19 protein-coding genes and 1 pseudogene are annotated in these 25,513 nt (G+C 62.7%); 6 read left to right on the top strand and 14 right to left on the bottom strand.

Features of this window, described 5'->3' with window-relative positions; translation table 11 throughout:
• Positions 1-51 precede the first annotated feature (51 nt).
• The 7 genes from ABIB56_RS16850 to ABIB56_RS16820 all read right to left on the bottom strand — a co-directional run bounded on the left by ABIB56_RS16850 (position 52) and on the right by ABIB56_RS16820 (position 8,816).
• Positions 52-1,515: a sulfatase family protein gene (locus ABIB56_RS16850; protein WP_354570381.1), complete on the bottom strand. Its 1,464-nt coding sequence runs from the start codon at positions 1,513-1,515 to the stop codon at positions 52-54.
• A gap of 35 nt (positions 1,516-1,550) precedes the next feature.
• Entirely contained in the window at positions 1,551-2,819 is a 1,269-nt protein-coding gene (locus tag ABIB56_RS16845) for an MFS transporter (RefSeq protein WP_354570380.1), read from the bottom strand.
• Positions 2,820-3,299: 480 nt separating this feature from the next.
• Positions 3,300-3,809: a GNAT family N-acetyltransferase gene (locus ABIB56_RS16840; protein ID WP_354570379.1), complete on the bottom strand. Its 510-nt coding sequence runs from the start codon at positions 3,807-3,809 to the stop codon at positions 3,300-3,302.
• A gap of 155 nt (positions 3,810-3,964) precedes the next feature.
• Positions 3,965-5,284: an aspartate aminotransferase family protein gene (locus tag ABIB56_RS16835; protein ID WP_354570378.1), complete on the bottom strand. Its 1,320-nt coding sequence runs from the start codon at positions 5,282-5,284 to the stop codon at positions 3,965-3,967.
• 70 nt (positions 5,285-5,354) lie between these two features.
• Entirely contained in the window at positions 5,355-6,371 is a 1,017-nt protein-coding gene (locus ABIB56_RS16830; protein ID WP_354570377.1) for a TIGR03842 family LLM class F420-dependent oxidoreductase, read from the bottom strand.
• A gap of 127 nt (positions 6,372-6,498) precedes the next feature.
• Complete coding sequence (hydA, locus tag ABIB56_RS16825) at positions 6,499-7,947, bottom strand: dihydropyrimidinase (protein ID WP_354570376.1); 1,449 nt, start codon at positions 7,945-7,947, stop codon at positions 6,499-6,501.
• Positions 7,948-7,967: 20 nt separating this feature from the next.
• Positions 7,968-8,816 (bottom strand): nitrilase-related carbon-nitrogen hydrolase, encoded by an 849-nt coding sequence (locus tag ABIB56_RS16820; RefSeq protein ID WP_354570375.1) that lies wholly within the window; start codon positions 8,814-8,816, stop codon positions 7,968-7,970.
• Between the two features lie 131 nt (positions 8,817-8,947).
• On the opposite strand from ABIB56_RS16820, the gene ABIB56_RS16815 reads away from it, so the two are divergent.
• From ABIB56_RS16815 to ABIB56_RS16800, 4 genes are all read left to right on the top strand, one after another.
• On the top strand, positions 8,948-10,273 hold the full coding sequence (locus tag ABIB56_RS16815) for an aminotransferase class I/II-fold pyridoxal phosphate-dependent enzyme (protein ID WP_354570374.1): 1,326 nt from the start codon (positions 8,948-8,950) through the stop codon (positions 10,271-10,273).
• Positions 10,274-10,393: 120 nt separating this feature from the next.
• Positions 10,394-11,377: a putative F420-0 ABC transporter substrate-binding protein gene (locus ABIB56_RS16810; protein WP_354570373.1), complete on the top strand. Its 984-nt coding sequence runs from the start codon at positions 10,394-10,396 to the stop codon at positions 11,375-11,377.
• A complete protein-coding gene (locus tag ABIB56_RS16805; protein WP_354570372.1) occupies positions 11,377-12,396 on the top strand; it encodes a putative F420-0 ABC transporter permease subunit in 1,020 nt (339 codons plus the stop codon). Before ABIB56_RS16810 ends, ABIB56_RS16805 begins: the two co-directional genes overlap by 1 nt.
• Positions 12,393-13,175 (top strand): ABC transporter ATP-binding protein, encoded by a 783-nt coding sequence (locus ABIB56_RS16800; RefSeq protein WP_354570371.1) that lies wholly within the window; start codon positions 12,393-12,395, stop codon positions 13,173-13,175. The genes ABIB56_RS16805 and ABIB56_RS16800 overlap by 4 nt, the downstream gene beginning before the upstream one ends.
• On the opposite strand, the gene ABIB56_RS16795 is transcribed toward ABIB56_RS16800, so the two are convergent.
• From ABIB56_RS16795 to ABIB56_RS16770, 6 genes and pseudogenes are all read right to left on the bottom strand, one after another.
• Positions 13,159-15,384, bottom strand: coding sequence for a transglutaminase TgpA family protein (locus ABIB56_RS16795; protein ID WP_354570370.1), 2,226 nt, complete (start codon positions 15,382-15,384; stop codon positions 13,159-13,161). The genes ABIB56_RS16800 and ABIB56_RS16795 overlap by 17 nt on opposite strands.
• Positions 15,371-16,684 carry a DUF58 domain-containing protein gene (locus ABIB56_RS16790; protein ID WP_354570369.1) on the bottom strand — a complete coding sequence of 438 codons (1,314 nt, stop codon included), beginning with the start codon at positions 16,682-16,684 and terminating at the stop codon, positions 15,371-15,373. The genes ABIB56_RS16795 and ABIB56_RS16790 overlap by 14 nt, the downstream gene beginning before the upstream one ends.
• Before the next feature lie 8 nt (positions 16,685-16,692).
• The gene (locus ABIB56_RS16785; RefSeq protein ID WP_354570395.1) at positions 16,693-17,667 is read right to left on the bottom strand and encodes an AAA family ATPase; all 975 of its coding nucleotides are present in this window, start codon (positions 17,665-17,667) and stop codon (positions 16,693-16,695) included.
• 223 nt (positions 17,668-17,890) lie between these two features.
• A pseudogene (locus ABIB56_RS16780) lies at positions 17,891-18,358 on the bottom strand (IS256 family transposase); the annotation flags it as partial.
• Between the two features lie 222 nt (positions 18,359-18,580).
• Entirely contained in the window at positions 18,581-19,933 is a 1,353-nt protein-coding gene (locus ABIB56_RS16775) for a dihydrolipoyl dehydrogenase family protein (protein ID WP_354570368.1), read from the bottom strand.
• A gap of 66 nt (positions 19,934-19,999) precedes the next feature.
• Positions 20,000-20,299 carry a thioredoxin family protein gene (locus ABIB56_RS16770; protein WP_354570367.1) on the bottom strand — a complete coding sequence of 100 codons (300 nt, stop codon included), beginning with the start codon at positions 20,297-20,299 and terminating at the stop codon, positions 20,000-20,002.
• Positions 20,300-20,353: 54 nt separating this feature from the next.
• Here ABIB56_RS16770 and ABIB56_RS16765 point away from each other — a divergent pair, with 54 nt between their 5' ends.
• On the top strand, positions 20,354-20,758 hold the full coding sequence (locus tag ABIB56_RS16765; protein WP_354570366.1) for a heavy metal-responsive transcriptional regulator: 405 nt from the start codon (positions 20,354-20,356) through the stop codon (positions 20,756-20,758).
• 1,078 nt (positions 20,759-21,836) lie between these two features.
• Here the strand turns inward: ABIB56_RS16765 and ABIB56_RS16760 are convergent.
• On the bottom strand, positions 21,837-22,673 hold the full coding sequence (locus tag ABIB56_RS16760) for a hypothetical protein (protein ID WP_354570365.1): 837 nt from the start codon (positions 22,671-22,673) through the stop codon (positions 21,837-21,839).
• A 791-nt stretch (positions 22,674-23,464) separates the two neighbouring features.
• Between ABIB56_RS16760 and ABIB56_RS16755 the strand changes: the two genes are divergently transcribed.
• Positions 23,465-25,042: a GmrSD restriction endonuclease domain-containing protein gene (locus ABIB56_RS16755; RefSeq protein ID WP_354570364.1), complete on the top strand. Its 1,578-nt coding sequence runs from the start codon at positions 23,465-23,467 to the stop codon at positions 25,040-25,042.
• Positions 25,043-25,513 lie beyond the last annotated feature (471 nt).

Raw genomic sequence — 25,513 nt, 5'->3', positions numbered from 1 at the left:
ATCCACTAGGAATTTCTCGCACGAACCCTTCGCCAAGCGCTGGCCTCACCGTTAGGGTTGCCACGGGCCGCCTCGGACGATCAAAGTTGCTGCCTCTCGGTCACGGTCGAGCGCACGCATTCCGCGCAGAACCTCCGCGTTCGGTCGCTGGCCGAGGCCGAGTGGAACATTGTCCGTGACGTCGTCGAAGTCAATCTCCGACAGGTCTCTGAAGTGCTCCTGCGCCAGTGCGCGCATGTACACCAACTGACTCCGTCGCCGAGGGTTGAATGCGAGGTTTGCTGTTTCACGGGGATCGTGCGTTCTGTCGAGGAGATACTCGGTGCGGTCATATGCCGACCAGATGTACTTCCATCCATCTGTGATTACCGCGAAAAGGCCGATCTCGCCTTCCTGGAACTGCCCGAAAATGACACGACTCTGCGATGCACCGCTGAGTGTCACTCCGTCGCGAGCTTCTTCTGATGCACGGCCGAGTTGCAGCAAGGTCGGTCGAACATCGATGAGGCTCACCGGAGCCGAAATGCGCTCTGCGTCACACCCCGGGCCACTGACGATGAGCGGAACTCGTGCGGACACGTCGAGGAACGATCGCTTGCCGTAGCTGTCATAGTCACCGAGAAACTCGCCATGATCGGCCGTCACGAGAACTACCGTGTTCTCGCGTTGTCCGGATGCTTCCAACGCGTTTAGAACGCGAGCTATCTGCGAGTCCAGGTAACTCACGGATGCGTAATAGTAGGCCTTGCGCAGTTGTTCCAGCCGTCGGTCCCGCCCCCCGTCTCGATACTTGTATCGATTCTGGAGCCGGTTGTAGACGGTCAACAAGGACTCACCTCCTTCTGGCACGAAGGGATCTGGCATTACAGATGGCTCGAAAAGCCTGTGCCACGGTGACGGTGGCGCGAAGGGCGGGTGCGGCGCGATAAAGCTCGACCAGAGAAGAAATGGACGGTCGTCCGTGTGCGTTGTTAGGAAGTCGATACTCCGATCTGCCACCCAATGCGAATGGTGCAGGTGTTCGGGGACCGGCGATAGTTGCGGTACGTAATACATCTCGTCGCGCAGCCCGTGCGGATGTTCCACGTGGGAAAATCCGTTGTTCTCAACGAACCTCAGATAGTCGTCTGATTCCGAGGATCCGAATTCCTCGCCGATATCGCGTGTGTGAAACCCGCGTAGTGCATCGGCATCAGGAGTGAAGTGCATCTTCCCGATCCCGTGCGTGCGATATCCCACCGACGACAGGTCGTCCATGAACGTCGACGCTTGCGACATTGGCATTTCGTTGTCGTAGCACTCGCCGTTCTGAGGCTCGAGACCGGTCAGGAAGGCCGAGCGGGAAGGCACGCACACCGGCGACGGCGTATAGGCCGAGTCGAATACGGTTCCGCCGGCCGCTAAAGCGTCCAGGGCGGGTGTCTGGCTGATCGGGTTGCCGTAACAGCCCAATGCGTCGGCCCTCAACTGGTCGGCGAAGATGATCAATACATTGGGTCGATCCTGCTCAGTCACACTCGTCTCCCTTTGATTCACTCGTGTCCGTGCCTTTATGGGACAACGGAGGTCATCTGCTGTGCGGTGTCTAGATCCTCGAGGTTATCGGGCCGTTTCGGCATCCACATCACCCCAATCAGAACACTCAACGAAACGGCACCGAACAAAACCCAAGTGAAACCTTGGAAGCTGGTCGCAACAATCAGCGGCACAAAGACGCTCCACACAGCCAGCGCGATCTTCTGCCCGCAGATGATGACCCCCTGTGCGGTGGCCCGAACCGCGGTCGGGAAAAGCTCCTGACACCAGACCCGATAGAACTGCTCCTGTCCACACGAGGCGGAGAGAGCGAAGACAACGACGAAGGTCAGGACAACCCAGGGGTTACTCAACGGCAGGAAGATCATCATGAGGAGCGCGAGGGCAGTGAACAGACCGGCCACACCGTAAAGCACACGCCGATTGATCCGGTCCACCAACGGCATGAACAGAACCGCCACCCCAATTCCGGTGAGTGCATAATAGACAGCGTTGAACCCCACACTCGCGGCCTGATTCTGACCACCAACGGTTCTCAGGATGAATGGCAAAAAGAACCCAAAAGTACCCAGCGCAACTGCACCCAGCGAGTGAACGATGAACACGAAGAACAAGCGCCCACCATAGTTGCGGAAAAGCCAGCGAACACTGTTGCCAGATAAGGCGGCCTTCGCCCGCGCAGCTACCCACATCTCCGACTCCTTCAGGCGGCGGCGCAGTACCCAGGTGATCAAAGCAACCACAGCGAGGTGGGCAAAGACAATGCGAACGCCCAATACACCGAGGCCGGACAAACCGAACGCCAAAAGAAGCACGACAACCGGCCCGGCACTCCAAAACACCGAAGTCATCCCCATCAGGCTGCCGCGCTTCTTGGACGGTGCGATCTCGCCGATGAGAGCCCAGGATGTCGGAACATCCGCACCTACTGCCAAACCGAGGATGATCAACCCGGCAAATATCATCCAGCCCTGTCCAGCGAAGACAACCAAGAGCGCCCCTGCGACGTAAATCAAGAGGTCATACTGGTACACGCGCTTTCTGCCGACCCTGTCACCGAGAAGGCCCCCCACAAGTGCGCCGACCGCGTACGAGCCCGCATTCACACCCAAGGCCGCTAGAAGCCCCAGCGCCGTCGGATTGAAACCGAATGCGCTTGTCCAGAGAACGAGACCCGTCGAGGCCGCGACAATAGCGCCAGCGTCAAGGTAGTCGGCCATGCACGCCAAGATCACCCGCTTCCAGTCAACGCGCGTGGTCTGATGAGCTTGAACTGTCGTCATGATTCATCTCCGTTGATGGGGCATGTGAAATTTCAATCGATTGAAATCTGTTCTGAGAACGATACCTCCGGGGCGCAGCGCGCGTCAAGAGAGACCCGAAGACAATCAGAACTGCCCGCCGGAGGGCTCCCTGCGGGCGTACCCACCGGCCTCTCACCTGGGGCCATGGTGGCATCGTGCTGAACTATCGACCCCTTGCCCCGTGAGTTGGCGGCGGCGCGGCTTCGGATCAGGTCATGGACGCCCTCGGATAGCGATGCAGTTCGATCGCTGTGGAAAGAACGAGACCGCCGCGTTAGGGGTGGGCAAGTCACACGACTTGATGACCCTGACGACCTGCCTCGATGCGATCAGTGCGAGCGGATGGCAGAGCGTGACAGCAGCCACGGGGGCGAGAATCGCTCGTTTGGCTGAGCGATCACAGAACCCCGCCGCGAAGCCTCGAACGCCACAGCCCCACGCGAAACGGCGCGGATGCCGTCAGTCGAGGTTTTTGAGCATCTCCAGCTCGTTCTGCGATCCGTCCAGCTCGTAGGGGATTGTTCGCCCGGTGAACACGAAACCACGATTCGCGTAGGCCGCCTGGGCCCGGAAGTTGGTCTCGTGCACATGCAGGGTGATCGATTCGGCGCGCGCATGCGCCCACTCCTCGATGCCGGTGAGCAGCACATCCATCACCCCGAACGACGCGCCGCGGTAGTCCGGCGTCACATAGACGGCAACGAGCAGCACCCCCGGGCCCCCGTCGTAGGGCAGGCAGGTCATGGTGCCGACCCAGCGGTCGTTCTCAGCGATCGCGACCAGCAGGATGCTGTCCTCTGACGAGCCGGTCGCAGCCCGCGCCTTCCATTGGTCCTCGTCATACTGGCCTGCAGATTCCAGCGATTCCGCATAGGCCAGCGGAGTGTCCGCCAGCATTTCGAGACGCAGGTCGCGATAGCGTTCCCAGTCGGCGGCCTCAGTGCGACGGACTTTCAGCTCAGTGCTCATGGCTCCCCCTCGACGACGAACTGTCAGGCTACGCGAACCGGGTGACGGCTGGCTTAATTTCTTCACCCATCGACGCGCCCCATGGCCCTCGTCCTCGCCACCCATAACCGCGGCGGGGGCGGGCGAAGTGGACCATCCACCGACGACGTGACGCGTCAGGAACTCTCGACCGCGGTGAAGGCCTCGTCGTAGATCACGAGCGCCTGCGCGACCTCGTCCGGGGTGACGACGCAGGGCGGCACGACGTGGATACGGTTGTCCGAGATGAACGGCAGCAGTCCGCGCTGCATCAGTTCGCCTTTCAGCTCTGCGATCACCGCACCGGAGACTGGCTGCCTGGTCTCAGGATCATCGACGAGGTCAAGCGCCCAGAACACCCCGAGACCGCGCACCTCGCCGATCATCGGATGCTTCGCCGCCAGCGCCGCGAGACCCGGTGCGAGATGCTCCGCACCGATGTCTCGAGCATTCTCCACGATCCTTTCCTCGGTCATCGCGTCGATCGAGGCCACGATCGAGGCCATCGCCAGCGGATGGCCGGAATACGTGAGTCCGCCGGGGAACACCGTCTCGTCGAATGCGTTCGCAATCGACTCGGGGATGATCACCCCGCCGGCCGGCACGTAGCCGGAGTTGACGCCCTTGGCGAAGGTCACGAGATCGGGAACGATGCCGAACCCCTGCCAGGAGAACCATTCGCCCGTGCGCCCGAAACCGGACATCACGTCGTCGACGATGATCAGGATGCCGTACCTGTCGGCGAGCGCCCGCACACCTTCGAGATAACCGGGTGGCGGCACGAGTACACCGGCCGTGCCTGGCACGCCTTCGAGCAGGATCGCCGCGATGGTCGCCTGACCCTCCGACACGATCACGCGCTCGAGGTGGTGCAGTGCGCGCTCCGACTCCTGCTCCGGCGTGGTCGCCCAGAACTCCGAGCGGTAGAGGAACGGACCGAAGAAATGCACGTGACCGCGGGCATACTCGTTCGGCAGCCGGCGCCAATCCCCCGTCGCCACGATCGAGGCCCCGGTGTTGCCGTGGTAGGAGCGGTACTGGGTGAGCACCTTGTCACGGCCGGTCACGAGCCGCGCCATCCGGATGGCGTTCTCGTTGGCATCCGCACCGCCGTTGGTGAAGAAGACCTTGCTGAACGGGCGACCGGCCTTACCGAGAATGCGCTGGGCAGCCTGGCCACGGGCGAGGTTGGCATGGGCCGGGGCGACCATTGTGATCGTGTCGGCCTGTGCCTTAATCGCCTCAATGATTTTCGGATGCTGGTGCCCGATGTTCATGTTGACGAGCTGGCTTGAGAAGTCGAGATAGTGCTTGCCGTCGTAGTCCCAGACCGTGCTGCCAAGACCACCAGCCATCACAAAAGGCTTCAATGCCCCCTGCGCTGACCAGGAGTGAAAGACGTGGGATCGGTCGAGGTCGTAGGCGAGCCTGCCGTCGGATGGGTCTGGAGTGTTCATTTCTGCCTTGCCGTTGAGGGTGCGGGGGTCGAGAACGACCCCGCACCAGATTCTTGAGTGCTACCCGGGGTCATGCCTTGGCGACGATATGGTCGCGCATCGTCGGGATCACCGTCTCGCCGTAGACCCGCAGGGTTTCCTCCTTGTTGTCGTGCTGGAGGTATCCGGCGAACTGGTCGACCCCGAGTTCCTTGAGCGCCTTGAGCTTCTCGATGTGCTGCTCCGCGCTGCCGAGCAGGCAGAACCTGTCGACGATGTCGTCGGGCACGAAGGCCGTGTGGGTGTTGCCACTGCGGCCATGCTCGTTGTAGTCGTAGCCTTCGCGCGCCGTGATGTAGTCGGTGAGGGCCTGCGGCACGGCGCCGTCCGAGCCGTATTTGGCAACGATGTCCGCGACATGGTTACCCACCATGCCGCCGAACCAGCGGTTCTGGTCACGCATGTGTTCCCAGTCGTCGCCGATGTACATCGGAGCGGCGACGCAGAACTTGATCGCCATCGGGTCGCGCCCCGCCTTCTCCGCCGCGTCACGCACGGAGGCGATCATCCACTCGGCGATGTCGAGGTCGGCGAGCTGGAGGATGAATCCGTCTCCAACCTCCCCCGCCAGTTTGAGCGCGAGCGGTCCATACGCGGCGACCCAGACCTCGAGCTCTGAGCCCTGGCTCCACGGGAACTGCAGCTGCGCGCCGTTGTACTCGACGGATCGCGAGTTGGCGAGTTCCCGGATGACATGAATGGCCTCCCGCAGCGTCTTGAGGGTCGTAGGCGCGCCGTTGGTCACCCGCACCGCGGAGTCGCCACGGCCGATCCCGCAGATGGTGCGATTGCCGTACATCTCGTTGAGGGTGGCGTAGAGGGATGCCGTGACCGTCCAGTCGCGGGTGGCGGGGTTCGTGACCATGGGGCCGACCTTCACCCGATGTGTCTCCGCCAGGATCTGGCTGTAGATCACGTAGGGCTCCTGCCAGAGCAGATGCGAGTCGAAGGTCCAGACGTGGCTGAAACCATGCTGTTCTGCGAGCTTCGCGAGGTGCACCGTGCGCGAGGCCGGCGGGTTGGTCTGCAGTACTGCTCCGAAATCCATGGCTACTGTGCTTTCTTCATCGTTCGCGACTGTTCCCTTTCGGCGCAAATGTTCCGGTTCGCAGGGAAACAATCCTGCCAAAAGGGAACAATGGTCGAGAGTTGCTCCGGCGGAGTGGGCTGCGTCATCAGATCAGATACTGCGAGAGGCCGCGCTTGAAGTACTTGCCGTCGCCCTTGGTGCCGATGTACTCGTTCCTGTCGACGATCACCTTGCCGCGCGAGAGCACGGTGTCGACGTGGCCGTCAATCTCGAAGCCCTCCCACGCGGAGTAGTCCATGTTCATGTGGTGCGTTTTCGCTGTGCCCGCTTCAGGCATCCCGATGGACGTGTGGCCCTTCGGGTCGTAGATGACGACGTCCCCGTCCGCACCCGGCTGGATCACGCCCTTCTTGCCATACATGCCGAACATGCGAGCCGGCGTGGTCGAGATGAGCTCGACCCAGCGCGGTAGGGAGATCTGCCCGTCGACGACGCCCTGGTACATCAGGTTCATGCGGTGTTCGACCGAGCCGATGCCGTTCGGGATCTTCGAGAAGTCCCCGATACCCATGTCTTTCTGGCCCTTCATGCAGAAGGGGCAGTGGTCGGTGGAGACCATCTGGATGTCGTTGGTGCGCAGAGACTGCCACATGTGGTGCTGGTGGCCCTCCGCGCGCGACCTGAGCGGCGTGGAGCACACCCACTTCGCACCCTCGAAGCTCCCCCACTCCTCGCCCTGGGCGCCGAGCTGCTCCTCGAGGGAGAGATAGAGGTACTGCGGGCAGGTCTCACCGAAGACGTTCTGCCCGTTGTCGCGGGCGGTGGCGATCTGGTCGACGGCCTGTTTCGCGGAGACGTGCACGACGTAGAGCGGCGCCCCGGTGAGATTCGCGATCATGATCGCGCGGTGGGTCGCCTCCTCCTCCGCCTGCCATGGACGGGACGTGCCATGGAAGTAGGGGGATGTGTTGCCCGCGTCGAGAGCCTGCTTCACGAGCACGTCGATCATGGCACCGTTCTCGGCGTGCATCATCATCAGGGCTCCGTTGGACGCGCCCTTCTGGAACGCCCTCAGAATCTGGCCATCGTCCGAGAGGAAGACGCCTTTGTACGCCATGAAGAGTTTGAAGCTCGACACCCCCTCATTGATGAGTTCGTCCATCGCCGTGAGCGACGAGTCCTGAACATCGGAGAGGATCTGGTGAAAGCCGTAGTCGATGGCGCACTCACCGGCGGCCTTGGTGTGCCACAGGTTGTATTGGTCGATCACGTTCTGGTCGGGGTACTGCACCACGAAGTCCACGATGCTCGTCGTGCCACCCCAGGCTGCGGCACGCGTGCCGGTCTCGAAGGTGTCACTCGCGAAGGTTCCGCCGAACGGCATTTCCATGTGGGTATGCGCGTCGACGCCGCCCGGGATCACATACCTGCCGGATGCGTCGATCACCGTGTCGACGTTGGCCTCGAGGTCAAAGCCGAGCAGCGTCGATCCCGGTGCGAGGACCGCGGCGATCGTCTCGCCGTCGATGAGCACGTCGGCCGAGGCCGTTCCTGTCGAGTTGACGACCGTTCCGTTCTTGATGAGGGTCTTCACTGTTTCGCTCCTTCGCAGACTTAGGGCGCGACCGTCGCCGTGTAGGACTCCGGGCGGCGATCCCGGTAGAACTGCCAGGAGTTGCGCACCTCTCGCAGCACGTCGAGGTCGAGGTCCCTGATCACGATCTCACTCTGGTCCTGGCTCGCCACCTCGCCGACGTAGTTGCCGCGCGGGTCGACGAAATAGCTCGACCCGTAGAAGGTGACAGCGTCGTCGCCGAACTCCTCCGTCTCCGTGCCGATGCGGTTGTTCGCGCCGATGAAGTACTGGTTCGCGGCGGCAGCGGCGGGCTGCTCGAGTTCCCAGAGACGGTTCGAGAGACCCGGCTTGGTGGCCGACGGGTTGAAGACGATCTGTGCTCCGTTCAGGCCGAGCTCGCGCCATCCCTCGGGAAAATGCCTGTCGTAGCAAATGTAGACGCCCACCTTGCCGACAGCGGTGTCGAACACCGGGTAGCCGAGGTTGCCGGGGCGAAAGTAGAACTTCTCCCAGAACTGCGGGAGGTTCGGGATGTGGTGCTTGCGATACTTGCCGAGCATCGTGCCGTCGGAATCGATCACCACCGCCGTGTTGTAGTAGACGCCCGGCATGTCTTCCTCATAGATGGGGAGAACGATCACGATCCCCAGCTCTTTGGCCAGTGCGAGGAACCTGTCGACCGTCGGACCCGGAATCGACTCCGCATAGTCGTAGTACTTGGTGTCCTCGATAATGCCGAAGTACGGGCCATAGAAGAGCTCCTGGAAGCAGATGATCTGCGCTCCCTGCGCTGCGGCGTCCCGAGCCATCTGTTCGTGTTTGGCGATCATCGACTCCTTGTCACCGGTCCACGTCGTCTGGGTGAGCGCTGCGCGTACGACAGTCATGAGATCCTCCATCGGCATTTCTTTTTGTTATTGTGCGCCGTAAACATTTCCCTTATGTTTCTGTTTATGGCGTTGGCGTAAACATAGATGCGATTCGGAAACAGATCAATGATTGACAGTTCGGACTCGATGTGAAGGCGATAGCGCCGGCCGTCGAAGAGACGACTCCACATGGCATCGCGGCCGCTGTCGCCCGCCTGATTACCTCTGGCGATCTCGCCCCCGGCGACCGCCTGCCGACGGTTCGAGAACTCGCCGCCGACCTCGGCGTGAGCCCGGCCACGGTCAGCCACGCCTGGCAAGCGCTGTCGAGCGTCGGTCTCATCGTCTCTCGTGGACGCAGCGGCAGCTTCGTGATGGCCACCCCGCGTCGATGGCTGCCGCCGCGGTTCCAGGGGCTGGCCGGCCAGCTCGAGGCCACGCGTCTCGATCTCTCCACCGGTACGCCGGACCCGCAACTCCTGCCGGCACTCGGACCGGCCCTCTCGCGTGTCTCGATGCGAGCGGGCACCATCAGCTACCTCGACCAGCCGGTGATCCCGGAGCTCGAGGCGGTGCTGCGCGCGACCTGGTCCTATGAGGTGGAAGCCGTCACCGTAGTCGACGGCGCACTCGACGCTCTCTCCAGGGCGATGGAGATCGTGGTGCGTTTCGGCGACAAGGTCGTAGTGGAAGACCCCGGTTTCCCGCCGATCTTCGATCTGCTCGACCATGTCGGTGCGGTGCGCGTGCCCGTCGGCCTCGACGAGGAGGGGATGCGGCCCGGCCTGCTCGAGGAGGCTCTGACGCTGCGTCCGACCGCGGTCGTGCTGCAGCCCCGCGCGCAGAACCCCACGGGGCGATCGATGACCAAGAGTCGCGCGCAACAGCTGGCACAGGTCATCCGCCGCAGTCGTCACGCCCGCGATGCCATCGTGATCGAAGACGACCACTCCGGCGAGATCGCGGCCGCCAGGGATGTGAGCCTCGGCGCATGGATTCCGGAGCAGGTACTGCACATCCGCAGCTTCTCGAAGTCGCACGGCCCCGACCTCCGGATCGCCGCGATCGGCGGCCCAACGGAGATCATCGAACAGCTGGTGGCCCGCCGTATGCTCGGACCGGCATGGACCTCACGGATGCTGCAGACCATGCTGCACGACCTGCTCACCGACTCCACCTCAGTATCAGAGGTGAACGACGCGCGCCGCGTCTACCGGGCCAGGCAGCGCAAACTGTCGGAAGCGCTCGCGACACACGGAGTGACTCTCCCGCCGTCGGATGGCATCAACACCTGGCTGAAGGTGGCTGATGAACGCGCCGCCGTCGTGCAACTCGCGGCGGCAGGCATCCGAGTCGCTGCTGGCACCGCCTTTCAGGCCGCCCAGCCCGGCAGTTTCGTGCGGGTGACGGCCGGCCTGGTGCGCACCGAATTCGACTCGGTGGCATCACACCTGGCCGCCGCGGCGCGCGCGTAGACTTGTGCAACAGGCCCCCGCACCGGATGTGGTGCGGTCGCGTCGACCCCGGATCTGGGGCGGCAGGTCTTCCGAGCCGAAGGTGGCTCGCAATTCCGCCCGCCCGCATCCGGAGGACCAGTGCCACGCCTGTCCCGCATCATCGTTCTCGCCGCCGCCGTCGCGGTCGCCCTCAGCGGCTGTGCCACGATCAGCGCCGTCTCGACGCCCTCTCCATCGACATCCACCGCCGCCGCGGAGAAATTCGACAACTGCGGCACGAGAGTGGACTTCTCGGATGCCGCCCCGAAACGGGTGATCACCATCAAGTCCACCTCAACCGAGATGCTGCTCGCGCTCGGGCTCGGTGACCGGATCGTCGGCACCGCGTTCCAGGACGGACCGGTGCCAGCGACGTGGAAGACCGAGGCCGCGAAGCTGTCGGTGCTGTCGGTGCAGGTGCCGTCGCAGGAGGTCGTGCTCAACTCGGAGCCCGACCTGATCTACGCCGGTTGGGAGTCGAACTTCTCAGCCGACGGGGCCGGAACACGCTCGGATCTCCAGGGGCTCGGCATCGCCACCTACGTCTCCCCCGCGGCCTGCCGGGAGGTGGGCTACCAGCCGGCCAGGCTCGGCTTCAGCGACATCTTCAGGGAGATCGGGCAGGTCGCCTCGATCTTCCACGTCTCGGACACGAAGCTCCTCGCCCAGCAGAAGTCGGACCTCGCCGCGATCCCCAGGGACAAGCGCGGCCTGACCGCGCTCTGGTTCTCATCAGGCTCCAGTACTCCCTACGTCGGCGCGGGCATCGGCGCTCCACAGCTCGTGATGGATACCGTCGGCCTTAAGAACATCGCATCCGGAGTTAAAGAGACCTGGACCTCGTTCAACTGGGAGACCGTGGTCAACGACAACCCCGACGTCATCGTGCTCGTCGATGCGACCTGGAATACCGCTGCGAAGAAGATGGCCGTGCTGGAGAGCAATCCGGCCACCGCCAACCTCGACGCGGTGAAGAACCACCGCTATCTCATCGTTCCCTTCGCGGCGAGTGAGGCCGGCGTGCGCACAGTCTCCGCGGCATCCGATCTTGCGACCCAGCTGGCCAGGCTGGACCTCAAGTAGTGCAGGCGAGGCGAGCGGGACGCGTCGCCACGGCAGGCGTGGTGCTCGCCCTCGTTCTCGTGCTCTCGATCACCTTCGCGATCACTATCGGGCCGTCGAACGTCACCCCGGTCGAGGTCTGGGGTTCTGTGCTGCACCACCTCGGCGTCGGTGACGGCCAGCTCAGCCTGCTGCGCGATGGGATCGTCTGGCAGTTGCGGCTGCCGCGTGTGCTGACGGCGGCGGCGGTTGGCGCAGGACTCGCGATCAGCGGCGCGGTGATGCAGGCTCTCACGCGCAATCCGCTCGCCGATCCGTATCTGCTCGGGCTGTCATCGGGTGCCTCTCTCGGTGCTGTCGCCGTGCTGCTGCTCGGCATCGCCGTGCTGCTGCCGGTCGCCGCCTTTCTCGGTGCGATGCTCGCCCTCGGACTCACGCTGCTGCTGGCCTCCTCGCTCGGACGCATCACCCCCTCACGCACGGTGCTCGCCGGCATCGCCGTGTCGGCGCTGGCGTCTGCGGTCACCAGCCTCGTCATCTTCTGGACGGTGACCGGCGACTCCTACCGGGAGATCCTCGGCTGGCTTCTCGGCTCGCTCTCCGGTGCGCGCTGGCCGGAGGTGGCGATCGCCTTCGCCGCGATCGTGATCGCCGGGCTTCCGATCATGCTGAGTGGTCGCATCCTCGATGCCTTTGCTTTCGGCGACACCTCGGCCGCCGCTCTCGGAATCAACGTGAACAGCACCCGCTGGATACTGCTCGCCGCCACCGCACTGCTGACCGGCGCGATGGTGTCCGTCAGTGGTTCGATCGGATTCGTCGGCCTGATCCTGCCGCACGCGGTGCGCCTGCTCGTCGGCCCGCGCCACCGTGCACTGCTGCCGCTCTCGGCGATCGTCGGCGCCATCTTTCTGATCTGGGCGGATACCGCGGCCCGCTCGGTCTTCGAACCGCGCGAGCTGCCCGTCGGCATCGTCACCGCCATCATCGGTGCGCCGATCTTCGCCATCCTGCTCACGCGCAGACGGAGCGAAGTATGAGCGGCGGGCTGGATGCCTCCCGCATCGATGTTCGGATCGACGGCCGCCTCATCGTGGACGGCGTCGACTGCACTGTCGCCCCCGGCACGTTCTCCGCCATGATCGGACCGAACGGAGCGGGTAAATCGACGCTGCTGCGAATCCTCGCCGCTGTCGAGCGTCCCGAGGCGGGCACCGTCGAGTTCGCCGGGGATAAGCTGTTCGAGCTCCCCCGTCGACAGCGGGCGCGCATCGTGAGCTTCGTCGAACAGGATTCCTCCACCGAGCTCTCACTGACAGTACGGGATGTCGTGGCGCTCGGGCGCACACCGCACCACGGCCTGTTCTCCGATGCCGGCGCGGACGATGACGCCATCGTCGCACGAGTGATCGAGGCAGCCGGGGTCGCATCTCTCGCCGATCGCGATGTCACCACACTCTCCGGCGGGGAGCGCCAGCGCGTGATGCTCGCCAAGGCCCTCGCACAGGAGACGCAGTTGCTGCTGCTCGACGAACCGAGTAACCATCTGGACATCGCCGCGCAGCTGTCGGTTCTCGGCCTGTTGGAACGGCTCGCTCTCAGTGGAGTCACCGTGCTCGCAGCCCTGCACGACATCAACCTGGCCACGGCGTACTGCGACCACGTAATCGTGCTGCGCAACGGCCGGGTATTCGCCGCCGGGCCGACATCCGAAGTGCTCACTCCTGAACTGCTCAGCGAGGTCTACGGCGTGCAGGCGACGGTGCTGGCCCATCCGCAGACCGGCCGTCCGCTGGTGGCCTTCAGCCCATCCGTCTGAAGACGCCGAAGACCTTCGACCAGAGGGACGGCGGGCTGAACCTCGCGCGCAGGCGCTCGGGTCGCTGCGCGATCCCGTGCAGTGCGCCGATGATCGAACGGGTGTCAGCCGCGGCCTCAGGGTAGGCGAGCACGCCGGAACTGTAGCTCTCGCGCTCCACGGCGTCGATTAACCGGATCAGCGCGGGGTCTCTGGCAAGCTCGCCGTCAACGAGAAGCAGACGCACCTCTCGCGGGGTCGCTGTGTCGGGCACGTCCTGATCGAGATCTTCCGCCGTCTGCAGCACCTCCTGCCAGGCTGCCAGCGAAGTCGCGCTGCCACGGGCGAGTTCGCGCAGCCTCCTGCGGCGCTGGGCGAAACGCACGAAGGCGGGGATCAGCAGCAACAGAACCACAACGACGACGAGCAGCAGGGCCCAGAGCCAGCCGGTGACGACCGAACTGGCTGAGTTGTCGGAACCCAGGGCGTTGGTCGAGTCGCCCTTGTTCGGTGCGATCGAGGTGCTGGGCGCCGGCGTCGCGGCGTTAGAGGGGGTGGGAGCCGGGGTGTTGACCGGGGTGGGAACATCCGCGGAAGTCTTGTCGGCATAGGAGGGAACAGTGCCGCGGCTTACTGTCGGCTCGAACCTGGTCCACCCGATGCCCTCGAAGTACAACTCGGGCCAGGCGTGCAGGTCACGGGAGCCGACCTGGTAGGCCGTGCGACCGTCGACCTTGTCGTTCAGCTCGGTGCCTGGCAGGAATCCGACGGCGACGCGCGACGGGATGCCGAGGCTGCGGGCCATCACCGCCATCGCGGAGGCGAAGTGGATGCAGTATCCGGATTTCGCGTCGAGGAATTGCGCGATCACCTTCATCCCGGTTCCGTCGTATCCCTGGTCTGCGGGTGCCGTCTCTGAGTAGGAGAAGCTGCCGTCGCGAAAGTAGTCCTGCAGCAGCAGTGCCTTCTCGTAGTTGCTCGAAGCGCCGCCAGCCACCTGGGTCGCCGTCGCCCCGATCACCTTCGGCATGCCGTCCGGGAGCCTGAGAAAGCGGTCGAATCCGCCGGGCACCGTCGTGCCCGCCTGCTCCAGCTGGGCCGGGGTCGGCTCGATGCTGAGACTCTTCGCCCGGTACGACTCGCCCTGCGACGTGGCATTCGTGCTCTTCACGGTGAGCCCTGACGAATCCCAAAACCAGTCGCCGACGAGGCCGGCGACACTAGTCGACGGATACGGGAGCGGCAACCATGGGCTGGTCAGGTTCTGCACCTGGAGGTAGGTGGTGTCCCCCGCTGTCGCCACATCCGGGGAGAGCCCTGGCGGAGCGCCGAGCTTAGCCGGTGTATTGCTCCGGTTCAGATCGAACTTGCTCGGCCCCCATTCGGTTCCGGTGAAGTCCTCGACGCTCACCAGCCGCAGGTACTGGGCTTTGCCCGATTCCGTGCTGTAGTCGAGCACCGTGTGCTCGGCGGCGCGGCGGAGGTCGTCGCCAAGCGAGAGCACCGGATTGACCCCGGTGCTGAAGCCCGAAGAGCCGCCCTCGGCGGGACTCACCGGCGGCAGAACAAGCGGTATGACGAGGGTTCCGATCACTACCGTTGCCGCGAGGCCGAGTGAGAATCTGGTCTGCGGCCGCTCGGAACCCGCGCGCAGCAGGAACAGGAAGGCGAAGACCGCGAGAACGAAGATCAACGGGTCGGTGGTATCGATCGACACGGTGCTGGGAACCGCGAGCAGGATGAGCATGGGCACGCCAGCAGAAGCAGGCGCGCGCAGCGAGATCGCGAGGGCGTCGGCCACGATCACAATCGCGCCAATGCCGAGCACGAGCAGGAACATGATCGGCGTATCGGCCACCGCGGGCAGGGACTGGCGGCTGATCGACAGCATGGCGGCATCCCAGACCTGGCCGAATGCTGCCCAGCTGTCGCTCGTCGGTATCAGCCCGAGAAAGGCCGTGCCCGGTACGAACACCGCCGTGATCACCACGAGGAAGGCGAGGGCCGCGGCGGTGGGCGCCAGCAAGCGGGGACGCGCAAAATAGCGCACCAGCGCCGCAACCCCGAGCAGCACCGCGGTCAGGAAACCGAGGGCGAACCACCATCCGGCGCCCTGAAGCATCACGTGGAGGCCCGCGATCAACACCAGCACAACCAGCAGCAGAGCGAGGCTCACCCTCACGTCGCGACGATCGCGCGTGACCGGTTTCGGCTGCTCAGGCCCGGCCACGGTTGGCCTCCTGCTCGGCTTCAACGGCCATCCACGCGTATTCGACCGGAGCATCGGGATCGACGGCGACGCACATCCAGCCAGCATCGCGCAGGGTTTCTGCGAGACCGCCGTTCGAGGGGGCGATGAGGAATGCGACGGCGAGATCGAAGGAGCGGCGCTGGGCCACCAGACGTTCCAGCACGTCCGGATCGGCATCCGACACCACCGCGAAAATCGATCCCTGTGAGCGGTCGGGTCGTTCTGAGTTGCGCAGCAGCGATAGCGAGACCGGCGCCCCATCCACCAGTTCCACGGCGGCCAGGCTCTCCAGAAACTCCTCCGGACGCTCGATACCGGCGAGCTGGGTCGGCCCGGTCTCGATCACCTGCACGAGCACGCCGCTGCGCTGCAAATGCAGACCGAGGGATGCCACGAACGCGACGGCCCACTCGAAGGAGCGGCTCTCGATGTCGCCAGGTTCGGCGATCGGGGCGGCGTCCCGGTAGTTTCCACGCTGCGTGTCGAAGACGAGGCGAGCTTCGGCATGGCTGCGCTGCTCCTCCTGCCGCACCATCAACTCGCCATGGTGAGCGGATGCACGCCAGTGCACCCTGCGGATCGCATCGCCGGTGCGGTATTCGCGGGTCATCAGGTCGTCGTCGCCACCGAGGGCTCGACGCTGCATGATGCGACTCGGACCCTCATCGGCCGCGATAGAGATCACGTCGTCGGAGAGCTGCACCACATCCGGAGTCACGATCAGTGTCTGCGCCCTACCGACAGCCAGCGCGCCGTCGGCAAGGCCGAAGGGGTCGGTGAAGTCGACCAGCATTGGACCGATCTCGAAGAATCCACGCCGTGGCGGCACCACCTCGTAGCGCAGTCTCGTCACGCCGCCGAGGCGCGACCTCCGGGCTGCGGGCTGCAGGCGGGTGGGTGCCGTCGCATGGGGTTCCCACGGCAGGCTGTCCCGCCAGTTCGCATCGACCGCAGACGCGGGCGCGAGGTTGTTCACCTCGACGGTGACGATGCTCGGATGCCCCGCCCCGACCACGGGAGGCGAGAAGCTGCGCGCCACAGAGAGCGGAACCCTCCGCCAGCGCACGAAGGCAAGCGCCAGCAGGGGCAGGAGCGCGAGGAAACAGCCGAGATAGAGCAGCTCACGACGACCGAGAGCGTAGGAGGACGGCAGCGAGACGGCAGCGAGTACGAGCAGGAACCAGCCGCGGCGGGTGAAACGGGCTACCCGCGTCGCGCGTCTCCGACGCTTCGATTGTCTCTTCGGGTTCCGGGGCCCATACCCTTGTTGTGCTGGCATCGCGACGTTCAGGCCGGGCCGACGGCACCCAGCGGAACCGGGGTCGCCGCGACGATCCGAGAGATGATGTCGGAGACGGCACCGGAGGCGAAGGGATTGCCGTTGCCGGAGATACGGTTGGTCGGGATCAGGCGGTGCCCGAGCACTGGGATGGCAAGCGCGTCGATGTCGTCCGGCAGCACGAATTCACGTCCGTCAAGAGCTGCGCGTGCCTTCGCGGCGCGCACCAGCTGCAGCGTCGCACGCGGGCTGGCCCCGAGACGCAGATCGCGGTCACGACGGGTGGCCTGGGAAATGCTCACCGCATACTGCTCGACAGCCCACGAGACGAAGACGGTGCGCACCGTCTCGATCATGCCGATGAGCTGCACTGTGCTCACAACGGGCTGGAGGTCGTCGAGAGGGCTGGCCGTCTCGCGACGGCGGAGCATCGCAAGCTCGGCCGCGTCATCCGGGTACCCCATTGAGATGCGTGCCATGAAGCGGTCGCGCTGGGCTTCGGGCAGCGGGTAGGTGCCCTCCATCTCGACCGGGTTCTGGGTCGCGATGACGGTGAACGGCGAGGCGAGAACACTGGTGACGCCGTCGACGGTCACCTGCCCCTCCTCCATGCTTTCGAGCAGGGCCGACTGGGTCTTCGGGCTCGCACGGTTGATCTCGTCACCGATCACGATGTTGGCGAAGACCGGCCCAGGCTTGAACTCGAACTCGTGGTCGACCTGGTTGTAGATGGAGACGCCGGTGATGTCGGAGGGCAGCAGGTCGGGGGTGAACTGGATGCGGTTGACCGTGCAGTCGACGGATTTGGCCAGTGCACGCGCCAGCATCGTCTTACCGACACCGGGCACATCTTCGATCAGCAGATGCCCCTCGGCGAGCAGCACGGTGAGCGCCATCTGCACCGCGTCGCGCTTTCCGTCGATCACGGTCTCGATGCTGCGCACGATCTCACTGCTGTGGCGATAGAAGTCGTCGGTCGCCATTGCGCCGTCGGAGCTGTTCACTGTTGTGCCTCACTGAGAATTCCAATACCTCTGGTGAGTCTGCCAGATAACGGCTGTGTAACGGCCTTGGAATTTGCCGCGTTCCGTCGTGAGAACTACTCGAGCGTCCGTTGTCTGTCCCGTGCCACTTAACTTGTCGTCTGCCACTTAACTTGTCGTCTGTGCCACATTCGTGTCGTTGTGACATTTAACATGTCGCGGAGTCGCGCGTCGTTCCCACCAAATACAGACACTTCATCGCGGCGGCCTCGGTCGGGAAATGACCCCTCGCCCGAACAGCCCGGCGGTAGCGGGCGTTCAGCGATTCGATCGCGTTCGTGGAACAGATCACCGTGCGAATCTCAACGTCATACGCGAGGAAGGGTGTGAATTCCTCCCACGCGTTCTCCCACAACCGGATGATCGCCGCGCACTGACGGCCCCATTTCTCCGTCAGTTCATCCAACGCAACCCTCGCCGCGGCCGCGTTCGGGGCGGTATAGATCGGTCGGACATCTTTCTTCAATGCGTCCCAGTCCTTCTTCGACGCCAACCGGAACGTGTTACGGATCAAATGGATGATGCATGTCTGCACCGTAGTGAGAGGCCACACATTCGCTACCACCTCCGGGAGCCCTTTCAGCCCGTCGCCGACGAGGAAGAACGTATCGGTCACGCCACGGTTCGTAACGGAATGGCGCTCGCACGACTTTCGGTTCTCAATTGCGGGAGGTAATTTGCTTCGCTCGTCCGCGAGACAGTCGGCCGCGAATTTGGGGATGACTCCGGTCCCCGGTGATCGAGACCCAGTTGGACAGTGTGAACCGCAGCGGTATGTGGTGCAGTTTTCCCATCGGTTGAGGCGTCCTCGGGGCGTGGTGGGGGTTCGGTGGAGTGCTCCGCGAGAGCGTTGCTAGAGCATGGAGGCGAGGTCTGCGCCGATGGATGGGTAGGTCGCGGTCATGGATTTCAGCTGTCGAGAGGTCAGGCCGAGTTTGATGGCGAGGCCGAGGATGTTGATCAGTTCGGCGTAGCCGGGTCCGAGCAGATGTGCGCCGAGGATCCGGTCACTCGATCGGTCGATGATGATCTTCGCACTGGCGGTTGTCTCGCCGACGCGGTAGTTGGAGTACCAGCCGCTGGTGTCGTTGTAGTGCACTTCGATGTCTAGGCCACTGTCACGGGCTTCCTGTTCGAGGATGCCGACCCGGTTCAGTTCCGGGATGGTGAACACGGTGGTGGGCACGGCCGTGTAGTCGGGGGTCGTGGTGGTGCCAGTGAGCATGTTGGATGCGGCGACCTTGCCCTCAAACACCGCGACGGGCGTCAGAGGTTTACCGGGCGTGTTGGCGGCGTCGCCTGCCGCGTATACCGCGGGGTTGGTGGTGCTTTGTAAGTCCCCGGTCACGGTGATACCTCGCGGTCCCGATGCGATGTTTGCGGCGTCGAGGTTCAGCTCGTCAAGGTCGGGAACGCGGCCGGCACCGTGCACGACCAGGTCTGCGCCGAGTGTGAAAGTATTCCCGCCCGTCTCTACTGTTACGTCTAGTCCGGTTGCGGTGCGGATGACGCCGGTGACGGTGGTGGCCAGTTGCACCCGAATTCCGGTTTGCTCGCTTCTCTTGATGAGGAGTTCAACCAGGTCCGGGTCGAACTCGCGCAGGGGGTGGTCACCGTGGTCGATGATCACGCAGTCCGCCCCGGCGCGGGCTGCGATGTGGGCGAACTCGAACGAGATGAACCCGCCCCCGATGAACACGATCCGCTGCGGCAATTCGTCAAGGTTAAGGAAGTCGGTGCTGTCGATCAGGTGCTCGTGGCCGGGGAAACTCAGCGTGCGGGGGCGCGCCCCGGTCGCGATCAGGAAACGCTTCGCGCGGTGTTCTGTTCCATCGATTTCGAGTCGGTTCGGTCCGGTGAATCGGGCGGTGCCGTGGAAGGTCGTCACCCCGTTACCGGTGAGCTCGTCCTCCATGGCTTGCGGCACAGCATCGGTGAAACCTCGCTTGTGACGCATCAGCGCCGGCCAATCGATCGACACCCCGTTACCGGTGATGCCCTTATCGCCCATCAAGCGAGCGGCGTCGATCACTTCGGCTCCCCGGCGGAGGATCTTCTTCGGATCACAGCCGCGCAGCGCACAGGTGCCCCCATAGGGGAGGGCGTCAACGATGCCTACCCGCCACCCCCGGCTGGCGCACTTATTCGCCGCCGTCGTGCCGGCCATCCCGGCACCGATGACGATCAGGTCGTATTCCTCGCTCATGTACTGTTCCCTTCCTGCCGGCACTGACACTGGGTCGAATCGTCGTCCCACTCGAGGCTGTGCGGGTCACCTCGCGCGGATCGTTGCCTGAAGTTGCTCGAGCGTTGGCGCACCGGTGAAGCCGTCCGGCGTGACGTATATGCGGCAGGCCAGCCCGACGGGAGCCGACGGGTCTGGGAAGAGATCGACTCCGTTGACGAGGATGCTCGGCGATCCGCGGAAGCCGATCGCCTCCGCGTCCTCGACGGTTTCCACCGGTCGACACGTAACCGTTATATCGAGGTTGTCCAGGACGATCGCCGCCAGCCGCTCCGAGGCGATGGTCCAGTTGGGGCATCCCTCGAAATACTGCAGCGTGATCTCCATAGCATCGACGATAAACCTTGCACCATGGTGCAAGGTCAAGTGGTGGAATGGGGTATGCGAATTGGAGATCTGGCCCTCGTCGCCGGCGTGAACGCGCAAACAATCAGATTCTACGAACGCCGAGGACTCCTACCTTCCGCAGCACGCGAAACGAACGGTTACCGCTGGTACGACGACGCCTCGACCTCTCGGTTACGGTTCATCCGAGCATCACAGGCTGCCGGCCTGACGCTGGGGGAGATCAGCAGCATCATTGCCCTCCGCCAGACCGGGGAAACTCCCTGCGCGCACGTCACCACGCTGCTCGCCGGCAAGCTCGAAACGGTGCGCGCCCGTCAACGAGAACTCGCACTCCTCGAAACAGAGCTGCAACACCTCATCGAGGCCAGTCAGAGCCTCGACCCAGCCGACTGCCCGGCAGGGTCCGTCTGCCAGATCATCCCGCAACCTCAGCCCTAGCCACCGACCGTGCCAGGACGGATTCAACTTCCTCGCCGTCACTCTCGACCCGCTGGGCGTCATGCTCGGCCTAACTTTCGAGGTCATCTCTTCTAGATACTCCCAATCCATAAAGGGTTCGCCATCTCTCCGCAAGCTCCACCGGTACACTCCTGCACCAGAAGAGGCCGACCGGCAGCTCGGTCGAAGCGAAAAGGCCCGCCGTAAAAGCAGTTGACCTTCAAACCCGAACCATCAGCAACTGTCAGCCATCCGCTAGCGTCCGCAACGGGTTCCGCTTGCGGGCATCTGAGATCGACTTTCACTGCCTCGAGTTCCTCGCTGGGGTACCTCGGCAATTGGAACTGATTAGGCCGGCATTCGGCGAATCAACATCAGGGTCTCATTTGCCGTAGTCTTCGATTTGGACAAGATGAATGGCACAGACTGTCCATCAGTGCGTATTCCTGCGACACCACGCTGCCCCGAAAACGCGGCGATTTCGGCGGACAACTCACCTGTCAATCGGACAGATTGAATGGCACGGGACATTGTCGTCCTTTGACACCCAACTTGTCCGTTGGACACCTAACTTGTCCGCGGCGGACACATTCGTGTCCGTTGTGACAGGTAACTTGTCCGCGCTCCTGCCTGCGACGAGCCACTTTCGAGTGGCTCGAAACTATGAATGACGACTTCGATCTGCCCGGAGGGTTTCGACACATAGTTATGAGAATCGGTGGCCTCGGACGAATCCGGCGCGATCTCGCGAAATTCAGAACGTAACCACCACAGCGCTGTGGAGTTGATCGGTAAGTGGCGGTGTTCTGTGATCGCTCGGTGTCGCCGCTGCGGGCAAATCCGTCCTGGATCGCATGGGTTTCGACACATTGGTTACGAGGCAGATGGACGCTGCAGTGATTGCCGTCCCGAAAGAGGAACAGTGGACGGGCGGAATACGACGGTACTCGACGTGACCGGAACGGGGCCGTCTATAGGCTTCGGAGGGTGACCGTGAAGGGAACGGCGGACCCAAGTGGTGGGGCGCAGAACGACCTTTCCCACCGCTAGAAAGTACGACGCTGAATCACGCCTGCGATTACAGTGATGGCTTCAGCTTCGACAGGTGTGACCCCATGTGCTCTTCAGCCATCCGCAGGCTGAACTCGAAATACTGCTTGGCGGGCTCCAGCATCATGTACAAGGTCGTGGCTTTGATCGTGACAATGACTGACACGTCCGTCTCCGTCCGTGTAAGCGCCGCCCCCGCGAATTGGCCATTTGAGTGCGCGATTCCCGAACAGGCACGCCACGCGTCGATACCGGCGAGGCCGGAGAACTTCAGACGTTTGTCCGTTTCGAGGATCAGATCTGTGGACTTTGGAAAGTTTGCGTCGAGGTTCATGTTCCTGGTCCCCGGCCGTTGGGCTTTGGTAGCTGACATTTCGGCCTTGAACCACTTGGACACTGTGTCTCCGAGGTCATATTTCTTGTTGTAGACCTCGGTCGCTCGCCTGTTTGCGATAGACAGGCGAATAGAGTTTTTGAGGCGAGCGTCTTTGGTGCCCGGCAACATCAGCCATACCGCTAGGGATGACGCTTCGATCGACGCTCGTATCAATGTGTACGGCGCGAGCGGACGTGGGCCCCTTCCATCCTCGCCCACGGCATCGGCGACCGCGTGCAAGTGGTCGAGCCCGCTTCGCAGGAGATTGAGGACCTGCTCAGACGGCGGGTTCGTTGGTTTCAGCAGATCGTCCTCCTCGAACCGGCACCCTGAAAGCGGGTGAAGTTGCTGGACCCTCTCAGTCACCGGAGCGATCCACGCTGGCAGCGACATCAGAGACTCGGCCGCCAGCGCGGTGAACGTCGAGTCGTCAAGTTTTGACTGCGCGTCTGCCTTAGATATGCGGGGCGGTTCGACTAACGGGTCCATACGCCGAGTATGGCCGCAAGCGCGGGCAGCGCGACGCCGCTAGCCTCAGGGCAGACCGGGCCTGCTTCCCCGCTCATGGGTGTGGAGGTTGGCGTGGCGGCGTTTTGTGGTCGCTGTGTGTTGCATCACATGGGTTATGAGGCGTCTCACGCACAGGTATCCGATGGGGTCCGAGCGCAAATTAATTGCGCCAAATTGTGAAAAGTTGCGCCGCGGTAGCCGTTTTGAAGAACGAAGCCCCGCCTGGCAGTCAATCAAACCGACAGCAGTCCCCTCCCACCCGGGCCGCGCCTGATAGTCGGCTAAGCCCAACCAGGCCCCGTTTGCTAGACCGAAGCCGACTCCAATTAGAGGGGCCAAAATCAGGTGTCCTGCTGCTGCCAGTGCCCAGTTGCTCCAGGCTGGTCCTTTGGCGGCGTCGGTCACGTGTTCATTGTCGCGAACCGCTATCAGAGCACGCAGGCAACCCAAGGTCTGTCGCAGATCAGGTCATCGATTCTGTGACGGCTACTCCGGCAGAGTTCGTCTCTCAACGCCGCTAACTGACGTTCGCAATCTGGGAAAGACGAAACCCTAAGCCCGCCAATGTCGGCACCGATTACCCACGAAACCGGCGGGGGCGTACCCGGGACCACCGCAGCGACGCGTCCCGCAAGCCGAACCTGGGTTCTGGCGGTGGCTGCACCACTAGAGTTTCGCTGAGGCTCCCCTCCGAGATGACGGTGTACGGATACGGGAAATTCCACAAGTAAACCCGAGCAGGACAGACGTGAAAGACCAGGAAAACGCCATTGGCCGATCTATCGATTCGAAAAGTCCTCGAACAAGTTCAGAGTGGGCAGCTTCGCATTCCGGCCTTCCAGCGCGGCTTTGTCTGGGATGCAGATCGCGTTGCTTATCTCATGGACTCCATCCATAAAGGCTATCCATTTGGCGCGTTGATCCTCTGGCGGACAAAAGAACAGCTCAATGCAGAGCGGGACCTTGGGCCCTTCACATTGCCGGATCGTGAAGATGAATTTCCGGTTGATTACGTTCTTGATGGGCAACAGCGATTGACGTCGATCTTTGGCGTATTCCAGTCGGAGATCGCTGCCAACGAGGGTCACGACACGACCTGGACAACGGTCTACTACGACTTCGATGCAGAAAAGGACCTTCAGGAGTCGCAGTTCTATGCACTACTTCCTGATCAAGTGGATCTGGCTCGCCATTTTCCGGTGGGAAAATTTTTCGACGTCGCTGGCTACCGTGCTGCAACGCAGCATCTCACGCCCGAACGTTTGGAGGAGATTGACCATGTGCAGGCGATATTTAAGGAGGCCGCGATCCCAGTCCAGTTGATCGAAACGGACGATCGTGCGAAAGTGGCCATCGTCTTCGAGCGAGTGAACCGCCTCGGTGTGGAGCTTGATATCTTCCAGCTTCTGTCGGCTTGGACATGGAGCGAGGAGTTCGACCTTCAAGACAAATTCGCGGACCTAGCAGAAGATCTCAAGCCCTTTGGCTTCGCTGCGGTGGGCGAAGACTCCAACCTTTTACTTCGTTGCTGCTCGGCGATCATCGGTGGTGATGCATCGTCATCAGGTTTGCTTGCGTTGAATGGTGCCGAGGTGCGCGATCGATTCGATGAGATCACCAGCGGCATCAAGGGGGCAGTCGATTTCCTGCGCTCAAATCTTCACGTAGAGAAACTTGAGAATCTCCCTTACCCGACTCTCATTGTGCCTCTGGCGGTCTACTTCGCGGCCAAGGACTCCAAGACGGTCTCGGTATCCGAAGCCCAGCGTGCAGAAATGGTGAGATGGTTCTGGCGCGCTTGCTTCTCTCGCCGATTCAGTGCGGGTGTCTTGCGAAACCTCAATCGCGACGTTGGGGAAGCGAAGAAACTTCGGGCATCTAATAAACTTGGACTGGCGGAAATTCTATGGTCGATCGATAAGGAATTCTTCATCGATAATCGGTTCACGGTCAGCTCCGTGGCCACGAAGACTTTTATTCTCTTGCTCGTCCAGTCCAACCCCCTGAGCTTCGTTTCTGGGTCACGAGTTTCTCTTGGAGAAGTGCTGCGGCATTACAACCGAAAAGAATTCCACCACCTCAACCCACAGAAATTCCTCAAAGGGCAAGATCGCGACAGCGCCGACATCAATCGGCTCGCAAACTTTGCGATCATCTCGGCCGCGGACAATAAAGCTCTTGGCGGGGTCGCGCCCAGCCGGTACAGACCGAAGATGCCAGCATCAAAGTCGGGCAATATCCTCGATTCTGCTTTGTGCCCACCTAGCTTGTTCAACGACGACTACGACACATTTATTGAAGAGCGGAGCGTGCTGCTCTGGAGTTCTGCTAACACCCTCGCCAAATAGGATGCAAAAATTCGAGGGACAGAGGCCAAACTGCCCTGAGCCCCGCGGCTAACGTCTAGTTGAGTCTGCTCGGTGTAGCACTGTTGAGTGCGCCACGCTCGTAGCAGGTTCGAGTATGTCCAATTGGGGTTTACCCCAACCAGGCGTAAAGCATCGATGCCCAGCATGTCGATCTAGGGTCCTGTATCAGTTTCCGGACACCTGAAGTCGGTGCGACCAAGAGTCCAACTGGACACTCTGCAGGATGCGTGGCAGGTAATCGACAACACCCTCGGAAACAACGGACCGATCACAGCTCAAGCATCATCAGAAACAACATCACGAAACACCACTCAAGATTCGCCCACACGACCCCGAAATAGGTTTAGCAACACGCCCTAGTACTACAGTCGCGTTTATGGGATGTGTCCGCGGGTTCGATAATGATGTCGTTTCGCTGTTTGTTGATGTCGGCGTCGCCAGCGTGAGCGG

It is taken from the genome of Glaciihabitans sp. UYNi722, from assembly GCF_040549465.1.
In the GTDB taxonomy this organism is placed as follows: Bacteria; Actinomycetota; Actinomycetes; order Actinomycetales; family Microbacteriaceae; genus Lacisediminihabitans.
Note: the sequence above shows the minus strand (reverse complement) of the source record. Positions and strands in the feature narration are given on the sequence as shown.

What these genes read in the sequence shown, in the direction of transcription:
- ABIB56_RS16845 (WP_354570380.1), bottom strand. Translation starts at nt 2,819, where the DNA reads ATGACGACAGTTCAAGCTCATCAGACCACGCGCGTTGACTGGAAGCGG.
- ABIB56_RS16760 (WP_354570365.1), bottom strand. Translation starts at nt 22,673, where the DNA reads ATGGACCCGTTAGTCGAACCGCCCCGCATATCTAAGGCAGACGCGCAG.
- ABIB56_RS16790 (WP_354570369.1), bottom strand. Translation starts at nt 16,684, where the DNA reads ATGCCAGCACAACAAGGGTATGGGCCCCGGAACCCGAAGAGACAATCG.
- ABIB56_RS16840 (WP_354570379.1), bottom strand. Translation starts at nt 3,809, where the DNA reads ATGAGCACTGAGCTGAAAGTCCGTCGCACTGAGGCCGCCGACTGGGAA.
- ABIB56_RS16770 (WP_354570367.1), bottom strand. Translation starts at nt 20,299, where the DNA reads ATGGAGATCACGCTGCAGTATTTCGAGGGATGCCCCAACTGGACCATC.
- ABIB56_RS16800 (WP_354570371.1), top strand. Translation starts at nt 12,393, where the DNA reads ATGAGCGGCGGGCTGGATGCCTCCCGCATCGATGTTCGGATCGACGGC.
- ABIB56_RS16830 (WP_354570377.1), bottom strand. Translation starts at nt 6,371, where the DNA reads ATGGATTTCGGAGCAGTACTGCAGACCAACCCGCCGGCCTCGCGCACG.
- ABIB56_RS16765 (WP_354570366.1), top strand. Translation starts at nt 20,354, where the DNA reads ATGCGAATTGGAGATCTGGCCCTCGTCGCCGGCGTGAACGCGCAAACA.
- ABIB56_RS16785 (WP_354570395.1), bottom strand. Translation starts at nt 17,667, where the DNA reads ATGGCGACCGACGACTTCTATCGCCACAGCAGTGAGATCGTGCGCAGC.
- ABIB56_RS16775 (WP_354570368.1), bottom strand. Translation starts at nt 19,933, where the DNA reads ATGAGCGAGGAATACGACCTGATCGTCATCGGTGCCGGGATGGCCGGC.
- ABIB56_RS16820 (WP_354570375.1), bottom strand. Translation starts at nt 8,816, where the DNA reads ATGACTGTCGTACGCGCAGCGCTCACCCAGACGACGTGGACCGGTGAC.
- ABIB56_RS16835 (WP_354570378.1), bottom strand. Translation starts at nt 5,284, where the DNA reads ATGAACACTCCAGACCCATCCGACGGCAGGCTCGCCTACGACCTCGAC.